Annotated in this window: 15 protein-coding genes and 1 tRNA gene; 6 read left to right on the top strand and 10 right to left on the bottom strand. The window is 67.8% G+C overall.

The window, feature by feature from the left end:
- Positions 1–8: 8 nt before the first annotated feature.
- A complete protein-coding gene (rmuC, locus tag ACVWWW_RS00395) occupies positions 9–1,592 on the bottom strand; it encodes a DNA recombination protein RmuC (RefSeq protein WP_081671885.1) in 1,584 nt (527 codons plus the stop codon).
- Between the two features lie 127 nt (positions 1,593–1,719).
- Here rmuC and ACVWWW_RS00400 point away from each other — a divergent pair, with 127 nt between their 5' ends.
- On the top strand, positions 1,720–2,322 hold the full coding sequence (locus ACVWWW_RS00400) for a YetF domain-containing protein (protein WP_081671884.1): 603 nt from the start codon (positions 1,720–1,722) through the stop codon (positions 2,320–2,322).
- A 36-nt stretch (positions 2,323–2,358) separates the two neighbouring features.
- The gene (locus ACVWWW_RS00405; RefSeq protein WP_027081553.1) at positions 2,359–3,060 is read left to right on the top strand and encodes a glycosyltransferase; all 702 of its coding nucleotides are present in this window, start codon (positions 2,359–2,361) and stop codon (positions 3,058–3,060) included.
- Positions 3,061–3,435: 375 nt separating this feature from the next.
- Here the strand turns inward: ACVWWW_RS00405 and ACVWWW_RS00410 are convergent, their stop codons facing one another.
- Positions 3,436–4,602 (bottom strand): class I SAM-dependent rRNA methyltransferase, encoded by a 1,167-nt coding sequence (locus tag ACVWWW_RS00410; protein WP_027084101.1) that lies wholly within the window; start codon positions 4,600–4,602, stop codon positions 3,436–3,438.
- Positions 4,603–4,750: 148 nt separating this feature from the next.
- Between ACVWWW_RS00410 and ACVWWW_RS00415 the strand changes: the two genes are divergently transcribed.
- Positions 4,751–5,470, top strand: a complete 720-nt coding sequence (locus tag ACVWWW_RS00415) for a rhomboid family intramembrane serine protease (RefSeq protein ID WP_051235637.1) — start codon at positions 4,751–4,753, stop codon at positions 5,468–5,470.
- On the opposite strand, the gene ubiA is transcribed toward ACVWWW_RS00415, so the two are convergent.
- Positions 5,471–6,367, bottom strand: coding sequence for a 4-hydroxybenzoate octaprenyltransferase (gene ubiA / locus ACVWWW_RS00420; protein WP_456998608.1), 897 nt, complete (start codon positions 6,365–6,367; stop codon positions 5,471–5,473). It lies immediately after the preceding gene.
- A 144-nt stretch (positions 6,368–6,511) separates the two neighbouring features.
- On the opposite strand from ubiA, the gene ACVWWW_RS00425 reads away from it, so the two are divergent.
- Together ACVWWW_RS00425 and ACVWWW_RS00430 are read left to right on the top strand one after the other, a co-directional pair.
- Positions 6,512–6,588, top strand: a tRNA-Arg gene (locus ACVWWW_RS00425).
- Between the two features lie 107 nt (positions 6,589–6,695).
- A complete protein-coding gene (locus ACVWWW_RS00430; protein ID WP_196804395.1) occupies positions 6,696–7,694 on the top strand; it encodes a DUF2272 domain-containing protein in 999 nt (332 codons plus the stop codon).
- A 1-nt stretch (position 7,695) separates the two neighbouring features.
- Here ACVWWW_RS00430 and ACVWWW_RS00435 read toward each other — a convergent pair whose 3' ends face one another.
- The 6 genes from ACVWWW_RS00435 to ACVWWW_RS00460 form a co-directional block, all read right to left on the bottom strand.
- Entirely contained in the window at positions 7,696–9,141 is a 1,446-nt protein-coding gene (locus ACVWWW_RS00435; protein WP_196804394.1) for an efflux transporter outer membrane subunit, read from the bottom strand.
- Positions 9,138–9,872: an SDR family oxidoreductase gene (locus ACVWWW_RS00440; RefSeq protein WP_027083729.1), complete on the bottom strand. Its 735-nt coding sequence runs from the start codon at positions 9,870–9,872 to the stop codon at positions 9,138–9,140. Before ACVWWW_RS00440 ends, ACVWWW_RS00435 begins: the two co-directional genes overlap by 4 nt.
- An 18-nt stretch (positions 9,873–9,890) precedes the next feature.
- A complete protein-coding gene (locus ACVWWW_RS00445; protein WP_051235494.1) occupies positions 9,891–13,064 on the bottom strand; it encodes a multidrug efflux RND transporter permease subunit in 3,174 nt (1,057 codons plus the stop codon).
- An 87-nt stretch (positions 13,065–13,151) separates the two neighbouring features.
- Positions 13,152–14,324 carry an efflux RND transporter periplasmic adaptor subunit gene (locus ACVWWW_RS00450; protein ID WP_036142211.1) on the bottom strand — a complete coding sequence of 391 codons (1,173 nt, stop codon included), beginning with the start codon at positions 14,322–14,324 and terminating at the stop codon, positions 13,152–13,154.
- Entirely contained in the window at positions 14,321–15,118 is a 798-nt protein-coding gene (locus ACVWWW_RS00455; RefSeq protein ID WP_051235394.1) for an SDR family NAD(P)-dependent oxidoreductase, read from the bottom strand. Before ACVWWW_RS00455 ends, ACVWWW_RS00450 begins: the two co-directional genes overlap by 4 nt.
- Positions 15,115–15,384, bottom strand: a complete 270-nt coding sequence (locus ACVWWW_RS00460) for a hypothetical protein (protein ID WP_155914409.1) — start codon at positions 15,382–15,384, stop codon at positions 15,115–15,117. The genes ACVWWW_RS00455 and ACVWWW_RS00460 overlap by 4 nt, the downstream gene beginning before the upstream one ends.
- 150 nt (positions 15,385–15,534) lie before the next feature.
- On the opposite strand from ACVWWW_RS00460, the gene ACVWWW_RS00465 reads away from it, so the two are divergent.
- Positions 15,535–16,563, top strand: a complete 1,029-nt coding sequence (locus tag ACVWWW_RS00465; RefSeq protein WP_027083727.1) for a LysR family transcriptional regulator — start codon at positions 15,535–15,537, stop codon at positions 16,561–16,563.
- 16 nt (positions 16,564–16,579) lie between these two features.
- On the opposite strand, the gene ACVWWW_RS00470 is transcribed toward ACVWWW_RS00465, so the two are convergent.
- Positions 16,580–18,409 (bottom strand): sensor domain-containing phosphodiesterase, encoded by a 1,830-nt coding sequence (locus ACVWWW_RS00470; protein WP_051235392.1) that lies wholly within the window; start codon positions 18,407–18,409, stop codon positions 16,580–16,582.
- Positions 18,410–18,455: the final 46 nt, after the last annotated feature.

An 18,455-nucleotide genomic window follows, 5' to 3' on the forward strand; every position in this document is an offset into this window, starting at 1 on the left:
AGCGACGCTCAGCCGTCGCTCGGAATCAGCCGCGCCGTTTCGCCTTCGGCGACGAACGCGATCTCGTCGAGTTCCGGCAGCAACTCTTCCGACACCTTGCGCTTGCCGCGCGCGCCCAGCGCGACGAGACGTCGTGCGCGCGGAATGACCGCCTGACGCGATTCGCTCAGGCGATTGCGTGCGTCGAGATACGCCTTGCTCGCGTCTTCGAGACGATTGCCGACGCGGTCGAACTCGCCGAGGAAACTGGTCAGCGCGTCGAGCAACAGGCCGCCGGCCTCGCCGATCTCGCGCGCCTGCTTCTGGATGCGATCACGCGTCCACAGGCGTTCGACCACGCGCAGCACGGCCATCAGCGTGTTGGGCGACGCGAACACCACGCCCTTCTCGAATGCTTCGGTCTGGATCGCGCCGTCGAAGCCGAGCGCGGCCGATAGCGCGCCCTCGATCGGCACGAAGGCGATGGTGACTTCCAGCGCGGTCTCGCCCATCAGGCGCGGATAGTTGCGATCGGCGAGATCGCGCACGTGCTGGCGCAGGCCGACCGCATGACGACGCATCGCGTCGTTTTGCGCGTCGGGCGTCTCGGCGTTCATCGCCTCCTCCCACGCGACCAGGTTGACCTTGCTGTCGACGACGACGCAGCGATCGCCCGGCAGGCGCACCACGACGTCGGGACGCAGCACGCGGCCGTCCTCGTCGCTGCCCTGCTTCTGGCGGTCGTAGTGCGTGCCTTCTTCGAGACCCGATCCGCGCAGCACGTTCTCGAGCATCAACTCGCCCCAGTCACCGCGCACCTTCGCATTGCCGCGCAGCGCCTTGGTCAGCGCTGCCGCCTGCGCGGCCATATCCTGGTTGAGAGTGCGCAGTTCGTTGACCGCGCCGACCAGCGTCGCGCGCTCACGCGCCTCGTCGCTGTAGACGGTGTCGACGCGCTGGCGGAACTGGTTGAGCTGCTCGGCAAAGGGCTTCAGCAGCGTTTCGATGTCGGCCTTCGACTGCACCGTCGCGTGGCGCACATTCTTCTCGAACTGCTCGCCGCGCTCGGCGAACACCTTGCCCGCCATCTGCGCGAACGCGTCCGACAACTTGGCCTGCGCCTGATCGACGAACGTGCGCATTTCCTCGTGCTGACGCCGCGCGTGCTCGAGGTGCGCGGTCGCCTGCGCGTGTTCTTCGCGCCACCGGGTGACGTCCGCATCGAGCGCAACGGTGCGGGCGCGCGCGGCTTCGAGCTGGCGATTGCGGTCTTCGAGTTCCGCAAGCGCGGCCGAACGCGCGATGCGTTCGTCCTCCAGCGCGATACGCAGGCCGTCCACCGTGGCGAGCACGCGCGCGTGCTCGTCCTTCAGTCGCGCATGCGCTTCGGCGTCCGCACGCAGGCCACCCAGTGCTTCGGCGTCGACCCGTGCACGATCACGCGAGGCATCGAGCTCCGCCGCAAGACGATCACGATCGGCCAGGACGGCGGCGAACGCGGGATCGTTGCCACTGCGCTTCTGCAGCCGCACCAGCGCGTAGCCCACATAGCCGAGTGCGGCCACCGCGGCCAGCAGCAGGCCGTAGACGATCAGTGGGGACGTCGGGCCCATGCGGCCTCCAAGGCGGGAAAGCGTCACAGGGTAGGGTCATTTACGTCTCAATGCGTGAGACAGCCGGCGTCACACCACTGAGACTGCGGTGGATTTGTGCTGTCCAGCTTCCACGAGAGACGCACGCATGTTCTTCGACGGCTGGTGGGGCCCCCTGCGCATCGTGATCGTGGGCGTGCTCGCCTACGCCGCGTTATTGCTGCTGCTTCGCGTGTTCGGCAAACGCTCGCTGTCGAAGTGGAACGCCTACGACCTGGTGCTGACCGTGGCGCTGGGCTCGACGATGGCGAGCGTGGTGATGTCGAAGGACACCACGCTGGTCGAAGGCATCGTCGGCTTCCTGCTGCTGCTCGTGCTGCAGTACCTCGTCACCAGCATCGCCGTGCGCGTGCGCGGATTCCAGACCACGCTCGCGTCGAAACCGACCCTGATGCTCGCGCGCGGCCGGCCGCTGGCGCACACGTTGCGCGAGCAGCGCATCATCCAGGAGGAAGTGCTGGCCGCGGTGCGCGCCAAGGGCTTGGGAAGCCTCGAGGACGTGGCCGCCGTGGTGCTGGAAACCGACGGCAATTTCAGCGTGATCCCGAACGACGGCTTGGGCGACGGCTCCGCGCTCGCCGACGTGCCGGGTGCGCAGGACCTGCGCGGCAAGCGCACGTCCGACGGCGGCGGCAACGAACAGACGCGCCACGCCCAGCAGTCCGGCGGCGGTGAAACGATCCCGAAGTAAGCGCGCCGCCGGCGCCGTGTCTGCGACGATGGCGGCATGCTGAGCTTCGTGATCCCCGCCCACGACGAAGCGCCGCGACTGCCCGCGACGCTGGCGTCGCTGCATGCGGCGGCGCGCGACTTCGGTATCCAGTACGAAATCGTGGTGGTCGACGATGCGTCGACCGACGGCACCGGCGACGTCGCGAAAGCGAACGGCGCGCGCGTGACCCGCGTCGAACACCGGCACATCGCCGCGACGCGAAACGCCGGCGCGCGTGCGGCAGTCGGCACGATCCTCGTCTTCGTCGACGCCGACACGCTGGTGCCAGCCGCGACGCTCGCCGCTGCGCTCACTGCATTACGCGACGGAGCTGTCGGCGGGGGCGCCGACATCCGCATGGACGGCGTACTGCCCTGGCACCAGCGCATCGGCGTCGCCCTCGGCATCGCACTGGTGCGCGTGCTGCGCATCGCCGCCGGCTGCTTCGTCTTCTGCACCCGCGAAGCCTTCGACGCGACCGGCGGCTTCGACGAACGCTGGTACGCCGGCGAAGACGTCGCAATGAGCCGCGCGCTGGCGAGCGTCGGCCGATTCGTATTGCTGCGCGAACCGGTCATCACGTCGTCGCGGAAGCTGCAGACGTTCACGCCGGTGGAGCATCTGCGACTGATGCTGCGCGTCGCGCTACGCGGCCGCGGAGTTCTGCGATCCCGCGAGCATTTAGGACTCTGGTACGAGCGACGCGAGAAAGATTAGGAACGCGTCGCGATGTGTCGCGTATGCCGTCTCGTGCCTGTGTCGTAGCGCACCGCACGCGGCACAAAACGCTAAACATCGCTCGCGCTGCAATTACATCGAGCAACGAAAGTCGACCGCCGCTCCGCACCGCAAAAACGCGCTAACCCAACGACTCACCCGAGACCCGAAGGGCGGCGCGCAGGACGCGCGCCGTCCGCACCCGAGCCAGGATGGCGAGTGTGCGGATCGTACGGAGCGGCACGACGCGGGCTGTAGATCCGTCGGGGAAGGTGCTTTCTTTTGGTTACCTTTTCTTTGCACCAGCAAAGAAAAGTAACTCTGGCGCTTCAGCGCACGAAACGCTCTTGCTTCACACCAAGACCAAACCCCGACTCAATCCAAAACCCGACAAAACACCGCCTTCAAATACCGCGACTCCTGCACGCTCGCCAGCACCGGATGATCCGCCCCCGCACCCGACACCCGCAGGATCTGCACCGTCCGATTCGCGTAGAACGCCGCACGCCGCAGCATGTCGAGGAACTGGTCCTCGCTCACCAGTCCTGTGCACGAGAACGTCGCCAGCAAACCGCCCGGCTTCGTAACGCCCAGCGCCAGCTTGTTCATGTCGAGATACTTCTTCAGCGCCGGAATCACCTGTTCGCGATCGCGCGTCATCTTCGCCGGGTCGAGAATCACCACGTCGTAGGCATCGCCGCGATTCCCCGCATCGCGCAGCCACGGAAAGATGTCGGCCTGCACGAACTTGATGCGCTGGTCGTTGAGCTTCGCATTCGCCTTGGCGATCGAGAGCACGTCGTCATCGATGTCGACGCCCGTGACTTCGCTCGCACCGCGCACGGCCGCATACACGCCGAAGCCGCCGGTGTTGCAGCAGAGATCCAGCACGGTCTTGCCATGAACCCGCTGGCTCAGCCACTCGCGGTTATCGCGCTGGTCGGTGAAGAAGCCGGTCTTGTGCGCGCCCGACGGATCGGCGCGGAAGCGGATGCCGTTCTCGGTGATGATCGCGGCGGGCACCGCGGACTGCACGCGGAAGTCGAAACTCTCCTGCTTCTGCACGTGCTCGTCGGCGAAGCTGAAAAAGCGGCAGCCCGGAAACTGCTCGGCGAGCGCGGCGTAGACCCATTCGCGATAACGGAACATGCCGGCCGAGAAGAACTCGACGACCAGAAGATCCGCGTAGCGATCGACGACCAGACCCGACAGCCCGTCGCCTTCGCTGTGCACCACGCGCCAGGCATCGGTGACGTCGTCGAGCTTGAGCAGGTCGCGACGCAACGACACGGCCTCGGCGATCTTGCGCGAAAACCAGCGCTCGTCGACCACGACGTTGCGGTCGGTCTCGAGGATGCGCACGGCGATACGCGAGTGGCCGTTGTAGAAGCCGCGGCCGATCCATTCGCCGTCGACGCCGATCACGTCCACGAGCGCGCCGGGCTTCGGCCGCTGCGCTGGCTTCTCGACCAGGCGCTGGAAAATCCACGGATGCGTGGACTTCCACGCGTTCTTGAGGTGTACGACGGGCAGTTCGTTCATCGGCCTATTGTAGGTGGCGCGGCGTTCGCGCCCGGCTGATGGGTCGTCACGGCCGTCACGCTGCGTCCGGTTTTATCGCCACAGCGTTCCACGGCCGCCACCGGCCAGCGGCCTTGCAATTGCCTGACCACGGCGCCAAGTCGATCGCATGCACCTGCACACGCCCGCGATGCCGACCGACCCCGCGCAGCAACGCCAGCTCGATCGGCGTCGCTGGCGGCGGGCCTTCAACGTGTCGCTGGCCGGCGTACTCGCGCTGCTGGCCATCTATTCGGCGCAGTCGACCTTCGACCTCGGCGCGTGGTCGGTGCGGCCGCACGACGTCGACGGCCTGCGCGGCATCGCGACCGCGCCGCTGCTGCACGGCTCGATCGAGCACGTCGGCAGCAATGCACTCGGCCTGCTCGCGCTCGGTACGTTGACGGTCGCGCAGTACCCGCGCGCGCTTTTGCGCACGGTGCCGCTGGCGTGGATCGGCTCCGGGCTCGCGGCATGGTGGCTCGGCAGCGTCGGCTCAGCGCATCTCGGCGCAAGCGGCGTCATCAACGGCATGCTGTTCATGGTGCTGACGCTGGGACTGATGCGGCGCGATCGTCCCGCCGTCGCTGCCGCGATGCTCGGGCTCACGCTGTTCGGCGGCATGCTGCTTTCGGTGCTGCCGCACGAGGCCGGCATCTCGTGGCAGTCGCATCTTGGCGGTGCGATCGGTGGCGTCATCGGCGGCGTCTGGGCGCGTCATGCCGACCCGCTGCCGCCGCGCGTGCGCTACAGCTGGGAAGACGAGGACGAAGACGCTGCGGACATCGAGGTACTCGACGCGCCGGTCGAACCCGTGCGTCGCGACGTCTCGCGCATCAGCTGGGGCTGATCAGCGCGACGCGAGATCCAGCGCGAGGCCCGCGAACACCGCGAGCCCGACCCAATGGTTGTGCAGGAACGCGCGGAAGCACGCGCTGCGTTCGCGATGCCGCGCGATGTGGAATTCCCACACCACCAGCGCCACGCCGATCGCGAGCCCGATGACGTACGCCGGGCCGAGCTGGCTCATCACGCCCACCGCTGCGAGCAGCACGAAGAACAGCGCGTACAGGATCGACTGCGCGGTGAGGTCGTGGCGACCGAACAGGATCGCGGTCGACTTGCTGCCCATGCGCAGGTCGTCCTCGCGATCGACCATCGCGTACCAGGTGTCGTACGCCGTCGACCAGATGATGTTCGCGATGTACAGCACCCACGCGACCGCCGGCACTTCGCCGCGGATCGCCGCGAACGCCATCGGGATGCCCCAGCCGAACGCCATGCCGAGATACACCTGCGGAAAGTAGGTGTAGCGCTTGAGGTAGGGATAACTCGCGGCGAGCACGATGCCGACGAAACTCATCAGGATCGTCAGCCGGTTCAACGTGCACACCAGCGCGAACGCGACGAGCATCAGCACGACGAACACCGCGAGAGCTTCGCGGCCGCGCACGGCACCCGTCGCCAGCGGGCGATTCTTGGTGCGTTCGACATGAGGATCGAGCCAGCGGTCGGCGTAGTCGTTGATCACGCAGCCGGCCGATCGCGTCAGCCAGACGCCCAGCGAGAACACCACCAGCGTCCACAGCGGCGGCAGCCCACGCGCCGCGAGCCACACGCCCCACCAGGTCGGCCACAGCAGCAGCAGCCAGCCGATCGGACGGTCGCCGCGCACCAGCGTCCAGTACAGGCGCAGCCGTTGCTGCCAGCCGGTGGACGGGGGAGAAGATGGGTCGGAAGCGCTCATCGTGGGTCTGCGACACCGCGACGCGCGGCACGTACAGGGTACCGGCGAGCAACGGCGGCGTTCACCCGCGGCCGCGGCGACACCCGGCGAATGCGGCTAGAATGCCGGTCCCGCGCGGCCTGCCGCGTGCGGTTTCCACGCAACGCGCCTGTAGCTCAGCCGGATAGAGTAGTGGCTTCCGAAGCCATTGGTCGGGGGTTCGAATCCCTCCAGGCGCGCCAATCCTTCGACGGTCCAGTTCGGTTCGGCGTCACGCTGAACACGTGAACTCCCGCGCAACACCGACTGTGCGAGCGTCGGCGGCTGTTGTTCCGTCCGGTGGATGCACGTGGCCCTTTCCCGCCTGTCCTGCCTCGCGTTTGCTGCGCTCGCGTTCGGCTTCGCGGTCGATGCGAAGGCCGACGTCTGCGCGGATCCATCGACCGCCAGCGCGAACGACACGGCGTCGCGCATCGCGCGCATCGCCTGCGCCGAGCACGACCTCTGGTACGCGCCCTTCATCGACGAGAACGGGCGTCTCGCCAACATGCACATCTCGGAAGCCGAGAGTTCGCGGCTTCGCGACGGTGCGACGCCGGCATGGCGGCGCGTGGCGATGTACTGGCAGGGCAGCGGCGTGTCGTGGCCGGCATCGGGGCTGGCGGGGGATGCGGATTGCAATAGCGCGAGCGGCAGCAGCGTCGGTGCGGCGCTGTGCCGCACGTTTCTCATCGACACGCCATGGTCGGCGGTGTTCGTTTCGTATGTGCTGACGCATGCGGGCGTGCCGGGTTTCCAGCCGTCGGCGCGACACGTCGACTACGTGCGCGACGCGTTCCGCGGTGGCGACACCGGGCCGTATCGGCTCGCGGATCCCGATGCGGAAGCGCCGGCCACGGGCGACCTGGTGTGCTTCGTCCGCACCTCGCAGGTGTACGGCGTGCAGGGCTTTCGCACCTGGCTCGGCCAGTCGTCCGGTGCGTTGCCGATGCACTGCGACATCGTGGTGTCGACCGCCAACAACCGCGCACGCCTGGTCGGCGGCAACGTGCTTCAGGGCGTGACCATGCGCGTGCTGCCGCTCAATCGCCAGGGCAAGTTCTGGTCGCTCGCCCATCGCAGCGGCGGCGAGCCCGAATGCGACCCCGGCCTGCCGACCGCATGCAATTTCAATCGACAGGACTGGGTCGCGCTGCTCAAGCTCAATCCGTCGGCGAACGTGCCGCTGTCGGGCATGCCAAACAGCGCGCCGACGAAGTGCTGCACCGTCTGCATGCTGCCGATGCCGGCGGACATGCATCGCTGTCCGGTGCCGCCGCCGTCACCGACGACGACACCGACGCCCTGAGTCAGCGCTGCGCGGTCGACGCGTTGACCGCGTTGGCGACGTGCACCTGCCGGTTCGGCCAACCGGACGCGAGCGCGCGATACACCGCCACGCCCGACACCGCCGAGCGCGCGCGTGCATCGGCCAATGCATCCTCGGCCTGCAGTCGTACGCGGTCCGCGTCGAGCACTTCGAGCAGACTCGACGCACCCGCGCGATAACGCAGGCGTGCGAGTTCGGCGGCGCGCGTGCTGTCGGCCGCGGCGCGTGCGAGGCCTTCGGTTTCGGCATTCGCTCGGTCGTGGCGCAGCAGCGCGGTCTCGGTGTCCTCGAGCGCGAGCAGCACGGCCTGCTGGTAGTCCGCGAGCGCCACATCCGCATCGGCGTCCGCCGCACGGATGCGTGCGCGCACGTGGCCGATGTCGAGGAAGGACCAGTCGATGCCAAGCGCGACGAAACGCGTGCGCGTGCCGGAGCCGAACAGGTCACCCGAATCGATGGCCTGCGTGCCGAACAGCCCGCCGAGCGTGAGCTTCGGGAACAGGTCGCCGGTGGCGACGCCGATGCGTGCCGTTGCTGCATGCAGGCGATGCTCAGCTGCCGCAACGTCGGGTCGACGACGCACCACCGATGCCGGCGTGTCGCCATCAAGCGTCGCATCGACGACCGGAATCGGCGCGACCGGCGACAACGTCGCGATCAATGCCTCCGGCGTTCGACCGGTGAGCACGGCGAGCCGATGCATGGCCGCGCCCTCCTCGGCTTCCAGCGCGGGAACGCGCGACTGCGTGGTCTCGAGCAACGCGCGCGAACGCACGAGGTCGAAATCGTTGTCGCGTCCGGCATCGACGCGTGACTGCACCAGCCGCAGTGACTCCTGCTGGTTCGCCGCGTTCTCGCGCGCCACGCGCAGCCGTTCCTGCGTGCCGCGCAGCTCGACATACGTGCGCACCGCATCGCCGACCAGGCTGACCTGCAGCGCGTCGAGATCCGCAGCGGTCGCCCATGCATCCGCACGCTGCGCTTCGATGCCGCGACGGATGCGGCCGGAGAGATCGATCTCCCAGCTCGCCACCGCCTGCGCCGAATAGCTGCGCAGGTCGGTGCCGTCGCCGCCCTGGTCGCGGCTGAGGTGATCGCGCGAGGCTTCGCCGTGCGCGGTCACCGTCGGCAGCAGGTCGAGGCGTGCGCCGCGCAGCAGTGCATTGGCGCGATCGAAGCGCGCGCCCGCCGCCTGCAGGTCGTAATTGGCGGCGAGTGTGTCGTCGACGATGCGATCGAGCACCGGGTCGTTCAGTCGATGCCAGAACTCGCGCGCGTCGCCTGCGTTCGATGGCGCCGGTGCGTCGTTCGCCGCCGCACGCACGAAGTGATCGGGCATCGGCGAATCCGGCCGCACGTAGTTCGGCCCGACGCTGCACGCCGCCAGCAGGGCACTGGCGACGGCGAGCGGAAGCAGTCGTCTCACCACGGCAGCACCTCGCCCAAGTGGTGGAAGCCGCCATTCGGGCCGTCGGCGCCGAGCAGCGCCATTTCGACGGCGGTGCGCGCACCGGTCTGCACGTCGAGATCGCCCTGGGCATTCATGTCGGTCTTCACCGAACCCGGATGCACCGCGTTGACCTTGATGCCGGTACCGCGCAGTTCGTGCGCGAGGTGCACCGTCCACGCATTGAGCGCGCTCTTGGACGCGTTGTACGCCGGCATCTTGAAGTCGAAGATCGGCGACGACGGATCGGTGTGCGACGTCAGCGAACCGAGCAGGCTGGACACGTTGACGACGCGCGCGGCGGGCGCGGCGCGCAGCAGCGGCAGGAACGCCTGCGTGGTCGCGATGACGCCGAACAGGTTGGTGTCGAACGTATCGCGCCAGGTGCGCAGCGACTGCTGCGAAGGCGTCAGGCTGAAGTCGTCGATGAACACGCCGGCGTTGTTCACCAGCACGTCGAGGCGGCCGAACTTCTCGGCGACATCGCGTGCGGCCTTGTCGATGCTGACCGCGCTGGTGACATCGAGCGCGATTGCTTCGACGGATAGGCCTTCGGCCTGGAACGGCAGCGCGGCGGCGACGGCGCGCGTGTGGTCGCGGCCGGCGAGCAGCACGTGCAGGCCTTCGCTGGCGAGCTGGCGGACGGTTTCCAGGCCGAGGCCACGGGTGGCGCCAGTGACGAGGGCGATGCGGCGCGTATCGGTGGTCATGTCGTTGTCCTTGGTTGATCAGGCGGGGAGGAAGTCGGTGTCGCCGTCGACGACGTCGGCCGCGGGCGCGGCGCGACGCGTCACCAGCGTTCGCAGGGCGACGTAGAACACGGGGGTGAGGAACAGGCCGAACAGGGTGACGCCGAGCATTCCGGCGAACACGGTGATGCCGGTGGCGCCGCGCACTTCCGCACCCGCGCCGTGCGAGAGCACCAGCGGCACGGTGCCGGCGATGAAGGCGATCGACGTCATGACGATGGGGCGCAACCGCAGGCGGGAGGCCTCGAGCGCGGCGTCGACGATCGAACGGCCCTGCATTTCAAGTTCGCGGGCGAACTCCACGATCAGGATCGCGTTCTTGCATGCCAGGCCCATCAGCACCACGAGGCCGACCTGCACGAACACGTTGTTGTCGCCATGCGTGAGCCACACGCCGACCAGCGCCGACAGCAGCGTCATCGGCACGATCAGGATCACCGCGAGCGGCAGCGTCCAGCTTTCGTACAACGCGGCGAGCACGAGGAAGGCGAGCAGCACCGCAAGCGGGAACACGACGAGCGCGGCACGCCCCTGGCTGGCCTGCTGATAGCTCAGGTCAGTCCATTCGATGTCCATGCCCGGCGGCAGCACCTTCGCCGCGATGCCGGCCATCGCGTCCATCGCCTGCGCCGACGACATCACGCGCGGATCGGCTTCACCGGCGAGGTCGGCCGCGGGATAACCGTTGTAGCGCAGCACCGGATCCGGGCCGTAGCTCTGGTGCACGGTCACCATCGAACCGATCGGCACCATCTCGCCGCGTACGTTTCGCGTGCGCAGCTTGGCGATGTCCTCGACGCTGTCGCGGAACGGCGCGTCGGCCTGCGCGATCACCTGCCACGTGCGGCCGAACTGGTTGAAGTCGTTGACGTAGGCACTGCCGAGATATGTCTGCAGCGTGTCGAACAGTTCGGTGAGCGGCACGCCCTGTGCTTTCGCCTTGACGCGATCGACGTCGGCATCGAGCTGTGGCACGTTCGCCTGGTAGCTGCTGATCGGGAAGCTCATGCCCGGCGTCTGCGCGACCGTGCCCTGCATCGCCTGCACCGCGTTCTGCAGCGCGCCGAAGCCGGCACTCGAGCGGTCCTCGATGAACAACTGGTAGCCGTTGCCGTTACCGAGGCCGAGGATCGGCGGCGGCATCATCGAGAACGTAAAGCCTTCCTGCAGTCCGGCGATCTTCTGGTTGATCTCGGCATTGATCTCCGCCGCACTGCGATGGCGCTTGCCGAACGGCTCCAGCGACAGGAACGCGACACCGGTGTTCGGCGTATTGGTGAACTGCAGCGCGTTGAGACCGGGGAAGCTGATCGTGTGCTCGACGCCTTCGGTGTGCATCGCGATGTCGGTGACCTTGCGCAGCAGCGCATCGGTGCGTGCGATCGACGCGCCTTCCGGCAGCTTCACGCCGGCGATCAGGTAGCCCTTGTCCTGCGTGGGGATGAAGCCCGGCGGCACGGTCTTGAACATCAGGCCGGTCGCGACCAGCAGCACCGCGTACACCACGAACACCGCGCCACGACGGCCGAGTGCCTTGGACACCGCGCCCTGGTAGCGATGCGAGCCGGTGTTGAACAGGCGGTTGAACGGACGGAACAGCCAGCCGAACAGGCGATCGATCAGGCGCGTCGGTGCGTCTTTCGCGGCGCCATGCGGCTTCAGCAGGCGAGCCGCGAGCGCAGGCGACAGCGTCAGCGAGTTGATCGCCGAGATCACCGTCGAAATCGCGATGGTCACCGCGAACTGCTTGTAGAACTGCCCGGTGACGCCCGACAGGAACGCCATCGGCACGAACACCGCACACAGCACAAGCGCGATCGCGATGATCGGGCCAGAGACTTCCTTCATTGCCTGGTGCGCAGCGGCGAGCGGGCTCAGGCCTTCCTCGATATTCCGCTCGACGTTCTCCACCACCACGATCGCGTCGTCGACGACGATGCCGATCGCGAGCACCAGCCCGAACAGGGTCAACGTATTGATCGAGAAGCCGAGCAGGTGCAGCGCGGCGAACGTGCCTACCACCGACACCGGCACCGCGATCAGCGGAATGATCGACGCGCGCCAGGTCTGCAGGAACAGGATGACCACCAGCACGACCAGCGCGATCGCTTCCAGCAGCGTCGACACCACCGCCTTGATCGAGTCGCGCACGAACACGGTGGTGTCGTAGACGGAGCGGTATTCGATGCCAGCGGGGAAGGTTTTGGACAACGTATCCATGCGCGCGATCACCTGGTCGCGGATGTCCAGTGCATTCGCGCCGGGCGCCTGGAAGATGCCGATGGCGACCGCGTTCTTGCCGTCGAGCTGCGAACGAAGCGTGTAATCGCCGGCACCGAGTTCGATGCGCGCGACGTCGGCGAGCTTCACGACTTCACCGTCCTCGCCGTTCTTGAGCACGATGTCGCGGAATTCGTCGGTGTTCGACAGGCGACCGCGTGCGTTGATCAGCGTCAGGAACTCGCTGTTGGGCATGGGCTCGGCGCCGAGCTGGCCGGCGGACACCTGCACGTTCTGCTCGCGCATCGCACGCACGGCGTCACCGGCAGTGAGGCCGCGCGCGGCGAGCTTGTCGGGATCGAGCCAGACGCGCATCGCGTAGTCGCCGCCGCCGAAGATCTGCGCATCGCCGACGCCGCGAATCTTGGCGAGCTCGTCCTTGACGTGCAGGCGCGCGTAGTTGCGCAGGTACAGCGTGTCGTACTTCGCATCGGGCGAGACGAGGTGCACCACCATCAGGAACGTGGGCGACTGCTTCTGGGTGGTCACGCCCTGCCGGCGCACGTCCTCGGGCAGACGCGCGAGCGCCTGGCTCACGCGGTTCTGCACTTTCACCGCCGCGTCGTCGGGATTGGTGCCGGGACGGAACGTCACCGTCATCTGCAGCACGCCATCGGAACCGGCGACGGACTTGACGTACATCATGTCCTCGACGCCGTTGATCGCTTCTTCGAGCGGCGTGGCGACGGTTTCGGCGATGACTTTCGGGTTCGCGCCCGGATACACGGTGCGCACGACCACCGACGGCGGCACGACCTCCGGGTATTCGCCGATCGGCAGCAGCGGAATGGCGATGAGGCCGGCGGCGAAGATGATGATCGACAGCACGGCCGCGAAGATCGGGCGGTCGATGAAGAAGCGGGAAAAATCCATGTCGGGGTCCTTGCGGATATCCGGGCCGAACGGCCCCACGCCTCCGCGCATGGCGGAAGCGGGGGAATCAACTGCGGTGCGGAACGTTTACTTCGCGGCGAGCGTCTGCGAGGGCGGTGACGCGGTCATCGCAACGGTCTTGGGCGCGACCGGCATGCCGGGCATGAAGACCTTCTGCACGCCCTGCACGATCACGCGGTCATCGGGTTTCAGCCCCGACGCCACCACGCGCAGGCCATCGACCACGCGACCGAGCGCGACGTCGCGACGCTCCGCCGTGTTGTGCGCGCCGAGCACGTAGACGTACTTGCGGTCCTGGTCGGTGAGCACGGCCTTGTCGTCGACCAGCATCGCCGACTGCGCGGTGCCGCCCTGCAGCTGCACGCGTGCGAACAGGCCCGGCGTGAAGCGGCGATCGGCGTTGTCGACCACGGCGCGTGCGCGGATCGTGCCGGTCTGCGGGTCGACCTGGTTGTCGACGAAATCCAGCCGGCCTTCGTGCGGGTAACCGCTCTCGTCGGCAAGCCCGACGCGCACCGTGCTCTGCGCACCGCCGCGGCCATCGCGCTCGAGCTGCTTGTAGCGCAGGAAGGCCTGTTCGTCGGCGTCGAAGTAGATGTGCACGGGGTTCACCGAGACGACGGTGGTGAGCAGTGTGCTGTCGGCCTGCGCGAGATTGCCGCGCGTCACCATCGCGCGACCGACGCGACCGGACACCGGCGCACGCACCTGCGTGTACTGCAGTTCGAGGCGTGCGGTGGCGACCGCGGCTTCGGCGGCACGCACTGCCGCACTGCCCTGCGCGCTGGATGCACGACGGCTCTCGAATTCTTCGCGCGAGATGGCCTGTGCGTCGACGAGTTCCTTGGCGCGACGGTCCTGCGCCTGCGCGAGGCGCTCTTCGCTGCGTGCGCGGTCGAGATCGGCGAGCGCGCGATCGAGATTCGCCTTGTAGCGACGCGGATCGATAACGAACAACAGGTCGCCCTGCCGTACGTCCTGGCCTTCGGCGAAGCTGACGCGATCGACGTAGCCGCTGACGCGCGGCCGCAGTTCGACCGTGTCGATGGCGGTAACGCGACCGGTGAATTCGTCCCACTGGCCAACGGGCTTGGTCAGCACTTTCGCGACGCTGACTTCGGGCGGTGGCGGCATGGCCGCCGATGTTTCCGCATGGCTATTGCAGCCGGCGGCGGCGAGCAGCGCGGCGGTCGCGAGGGCGAGCACGACGCTGCGGCTGAGGATGTGCATTCGGCTCATGAAGAGGCGTCCTGGGGAGGAAGGGGAACGGCAAGTGATTCAAGAAGAGCGCGCGCGTCGGCGATATCCGCATCGCGCGGTGGCGGTAGTCGCGGCGGCGGACGCGGTGCGTGGTCGAAGTCGACGACCGGCGAAATGCAGACGCCGCGCGGCGCGGTGGCGAGCGCGACGGCCTGAGCGCCGATCGCACGCACACGCGGCCATTGCGGACACGCGTGCGCGGCATTGCTGTCGGTGCACGCGGGCGCGTCGACATGCAGCATCTGCACGCGCACGCCGCCGGGCAGCGCTTCGTCGTGAAGCACGCGCACCAGCATGCGCAGCGCGGCGGCGGTGACCGAGCGGTGTCCGTAGCCGGCCCACGGACGCGTGCTGCCCGGCCCACCGATGACGACGTAGCGCGTCGCCTCGCCGTTGGATTCCAGCCAAGGCAGCAGGTGGCGCGCGGCGATGGCTTGCGGGATGAGGTCCTCGTCGAGCCGATGGCGCAGGGCGTCAGCGCCGACATCGAGCACGCGCCCGCGATCGAGGCTGCCCTTGATCGCCACGATCACCGAATCGACCGGTCGGCCGAGCTTGCGCAGTTGTGCGACGAGCTTCGCCGCGCCGCGATCGCCGGAAACCGTCGCGCGCAGCAGGGTGAGGTCGGCATTGGGATGCGCGGCTTCCAGCGTCTTCAAAGCGCTGCAGCCGCGGGCCACCGCGATCACCGCGCGCCCGGCCTCGACCGCCGCGGCGACCACCGCGCGGCCCACCGTGCCGGTCGCGCCGAGCACCAGAATGGCCGCGGTCATTGTCCCGTTCCCGGGATTTTCCAGCCCGTATTCGGGATGACGACCCGTGGACCATGGCGGCGCACCACTGGGGCGACCACTGCGGCCGCGGTCACCGCGACGGGCAGGAGCACTGCGAACCCGGCCGACCAGGCGAACAGCCACAGCCCCGCATGCGAGCCGCCGACCACGTGCCGGGCCAGCGTCGCGGCAAGCGTGAGCACCGCCACGGCGCCTGCGAGCAGCAGCGCGGTGGTCAGCATTCGGAGCGGAGTGGTGGCGGTCATGGCGGCGCCTCGTAGCAGAGGCTGCGCAGGCTAGACCTGCCCCCGGGTTTTGATTAGCCACAACTTTGGGGAATTATTATCCCGACATCGGGACAGTCAGCCGGGTGGACCCGTGCGATCCTGCGATCCCGGATCCCAAGGAGGCGGCCCATGTCCCGCGACCTCAACGACACCCTGGTCTTCGTGAAGGTGGTCGAGCACGGCAGTTTCATCTCCGCCGCGCGCGCCCTGCGCCTGCCCAAGACCACCGTCAGTCGCAAGGTGCAGGACCTCGAGACGCGCCTGGGCGCGCAGCTGCTCCATCGCACCACGCGCAAGCTCGGGCTGACCGAAGCGGGCAACGTCTACTTCGAACATTGCCAGCGCATCTCGCGCGAGCTCGACGAAGCCGAGAGCGCGGTGAGCCAGTTGCAGGGCGGGCCGCGCGGCTGGCTGCGCATCACCGCGCCGTATTCGATCGGCATCGCGTGGATCGCGCCGTTGCTCGGCGAGTTCCATGCGCTGCATCCGGAAGTGCGCGTCGAGATGATCCTGACCAACGAATCGCTCGATCTGATCGACAAGGAGATCGACGTCGCGCTGCGCGTCGGCTCATTGCCCGATTCGAACCTCATCGCACGCAAGCTCGCGTCGTTCCGCTCGCAGGTGTACGCGAGCCCCGGTTACATCGAACGACATGGCGAGCCGCTACATCCCGATGATCTGCAGCACCATCGCGCGCTGACGTTCTCCAAGTTCCGTCGCAACGGCACGTACGTGTGGCCGTTGTCGGATGGCGAGCGCAGTGTCGAATACCGCGTCGATCCGGTGCTGGTCGCGAACGACCCCGGCTTCCTCACCGGCGCGCTGCTGTGTGGCGAAGGCCTGATGCTGTCGAGCGACGTCACCATCAAGAGCTTCGTCGAGCAGGGCCTGGTGCGCCACGTGCTCGCCGGCTGGACCGGCCCGGAGCACGACTGCAATGCGGTGTTCCCGAAGGGCCGCGTGCAGTCGCCGAAGGTGCGTGCGTTCGTCGACTTCCTGGTCGACCGCCTGACCTTCGACGCCGACTACGTGCAGGCGGTGTGCCCGAACAAGCGCGCGTGTCCGAACATGGTCGACGAGGCCGTCGCGGTCGCGAAGGCGCAGGCGGAAACCGAAAAGGCTATCGCGCGACTCGACGTGTTCGAAGTCACCTGACTGCCACGGCGCATCGCTACGCCGCGATGCGCTGCATGAACTCGACGCCGGATTCGGGTTTCGCGAGCAGGAAGCCCTGCACGCGGCGGATGCCCATGCCCTGCAGTGTCGACTTCTGGATGTCGGATTCCACGCCTTCGACCACGACGTCCAGACCGAGGCTGCACGCGAGCGTCTGGATCGCCTGCAGGATCACGCGCACGGTTTCGTCCGACTCGACGTCGTCGACCATGGTCTTGTCGAGCTTGAGCGCGTCCACCGGGAATCGCTTGAGATACGACAGCGACGAATAACCGGTGCCGAAATCATCGATGGCGAGGCAGACGCCGAGCGCCTTGAGCTGATGCAGGTGATCGAGCGCTTCCTCGGCCTTCGCCATTACCGTGGTTTCGGTGATCTCCAGGCACAGGCTGCCGGCATCGAGCCCGCCGTCCGCAAGCGCGCTGGACACTTGCCGGCTCAGGTCATCGCCGGAGAACTGACGCGCCGACAGATTCACGCGGACGGTGCGCGTCGAGCCATCGGGACGACGCGGCCATTGCGCGGCCGCGCGACAGGCGTGCTGCAACACATGCCGGCCAATCGGTTCGATCAGCCCGGTCGATTCCGCGACCTCGATGAACTCGCCCGCCGCGATCAATCGACCATCGGGATGACGCCAGCGCGCGAGCGCTTCCGCACCGACGACCTCGCCCGTTTCTAGGTCGTACTCGGCCTGGTACGCAACTTCGATGCGGTCTTCGCGCAGTGCTTCGCGCAGGCCGCGCTCGATCGCCAGGCGCTGCATCAGGCTCTGGTGCTGCTCCGGGTCGTACACCTCGACACGATTGCGACCGGCCTGTTTGGCGGCCTTGCTCGCCATGTCGGCGTCGCGCACCCATTCCTCGACACTGAATGACGGCGCCGCACGTGCGAACGCGATGCCGATGCTCGCGCTCGCTTCCCAACTGCGGCCGTCCTGCACGATCGGTTCCGCGATCGCCTGCAGCAATGCATCGGCGCGCGAGGTGACGTGCCATTCCGGACCGGGCCGCGGCAGCAGCACGCCGAACACGTCGCTTTCGAGACGGCCGATGGTCGCGTCGTCCGGCGTGTTCGCGTTGAGCCGCGCGGCAAGTGTTGCGAGCGCGCGATTGCCGCCGGCTTCGCCGAAGAATTCGTTGACCGAATGGAAACGGTCGACGTCGATGAAGAGCAAGGCAGCACCGCTGCAGTCGCCGCTCTCGTGCAGCCGGCGCAGGCGCTGGTGCAGCATGCCGAGGAACAGAGCGCGGTTTGCGACGCCGCTGGTGTCGTCGTACATCTGCAGGTATTCGAGTCGCGCTTCCGCTTCGCGTCGACGCTCGCGTTCGATGGCCACGCCGAGCACGTCGGCGAAGTGACGCGCGGTGGCGCGTTCGTCCGCATGCCAGGACCGCGTCGTATCCGATTCGAACACCATGCGGCCCCACGACACGCCGCCGACGATCACCGGCACATCGAGCAGAGCGAGCGTGCCCAGCTGCGCGAGTTCGCCGGCCCAACCGGGCACGTCGCCGCTCAGTTGTTCGTACGCGGCCATGCGTTCGGCGGCGGACGGCGTGGCTTCCCGGCGACCGAGCCCGACATGCGTGGACGCCGGCGGCCAGATCGATTTGCACTCCAGCCGATCGCCGTCGGTGCGTTCCCACAGGCTCACGCGCGACAGGCCGAGCGCATCGAGCGCAGCGGGTGCAAGCGTCGCGAATGCCCATTGCGTGCTGTCGCCCGACCGCAGGATTTCCGCCGCGGCGCGCACCAATGCGACGGTATGGCGGCGCAATCGCGCGGCGCGGGTGCGCGGAATGATGTCCGACGGCTGGCTCATGGCGACCTCCGGGTACAACGTCCGTGTTCATGGAAGCCTACGCCGC

The sequence above is a fragment of the Lysobacter sp. HA18 genome (genome assembly GCF_054057595.1).

Bases quoted from the DNA above. Each gene is read 5' to 3' on its own strand.
- ubiA (WP_456998608.1), bottom strand. From the start codon at position 6,367: ATGAGCGCTTCCGACCCATCTTCTCCCCCGTCCACCGGCTGGCAGCAA.
- ACVWWW_RS00415 (WP_051235637.1), top strand. From the start codon at position 4,751: ATGCACCTGCACACGCCCGCGATGCCGACCGACCCCGCGCAGCAACGC.
- ACVWWW_RS00440 (WP_027083729.1), bottom strand. From the start codon at position 9,872: ATGACCACCGATACGCGCCGCATCGCCCTCGTCACTGGCGCCACCCGT.
- ACVWWW_RS00405 (WP_027081553.1), top strand. From the start codon at position 2,359: ATGCTGAGCTTCGTGATCCCCGCCCACGACGAAGCGCCGCGACTGCCC.
- rmuC (WP_081671885.1), bottom strand. From the start codon at position 1,592: ATGGGCCCGACGTCCCCACTGATCGTCTACGGCCTGCTGCTGGCCGCG.
- ACVWWW_RS00460 (WP_155914409.1), bottom strand. From the start codon at position 15,384: ATGACCGCCACCACTCCGCTCCGAATGCTGACCACCGCGCTGCTGCTC.
- ACVWWW_RS00465 (WP_027083727.1), top strand. From the start codon at position 15,535: ATGTCCCGCGACCTCAACGACACCCTGGTCTTCGTGAAGGTGGTCGAG.
- ACVWWW_RS00445 (WP_051235494.1), bottom strand. From the start codon at position 13,064: ATGGATTTTTCCCGCTTCTTCATCGACCGCCCGATCTTCGCGGCCGTG.
- ACVWWW_RS00400 (WP_081671884.1), top strand. From the start codon at position 1,720: ATGTTCTTCGACGGCTGGTGGGGCCCCCTGCGCATCGTGATCGTGGGC.
- ACVWWW_RS00455 (WP_051235394.1), bottom strand. From the start codon at position 15,118: ATGACCGCGGCCATTCTGGTGCTCGGCGCGACCGGCACGGTGGGCCGC.
- ACVWWW_RS00470 (WP_051235392.1), bottom strand. From the start codon at position 18,409: ATGAGCCAGCCGTCGGACATCATTCCGCGCACCCGCGCCGCGCGATTG.
- ACVWWW_RS00450 (WP_036142211.1), bottom strand. From the start codon at position 14,324: ATGAGCCGAATGCACATCCTCAGCCGCAGCGTCGTGCTCGCCCTCGCG.
- ACVWWW_RS00410 (WP_027084101.1), bottom strand. From the start codon at position 4,602: ATGAACGAACTGCCCGTCGTACACCTCAAGAACGCGTGGAAGTCCACG.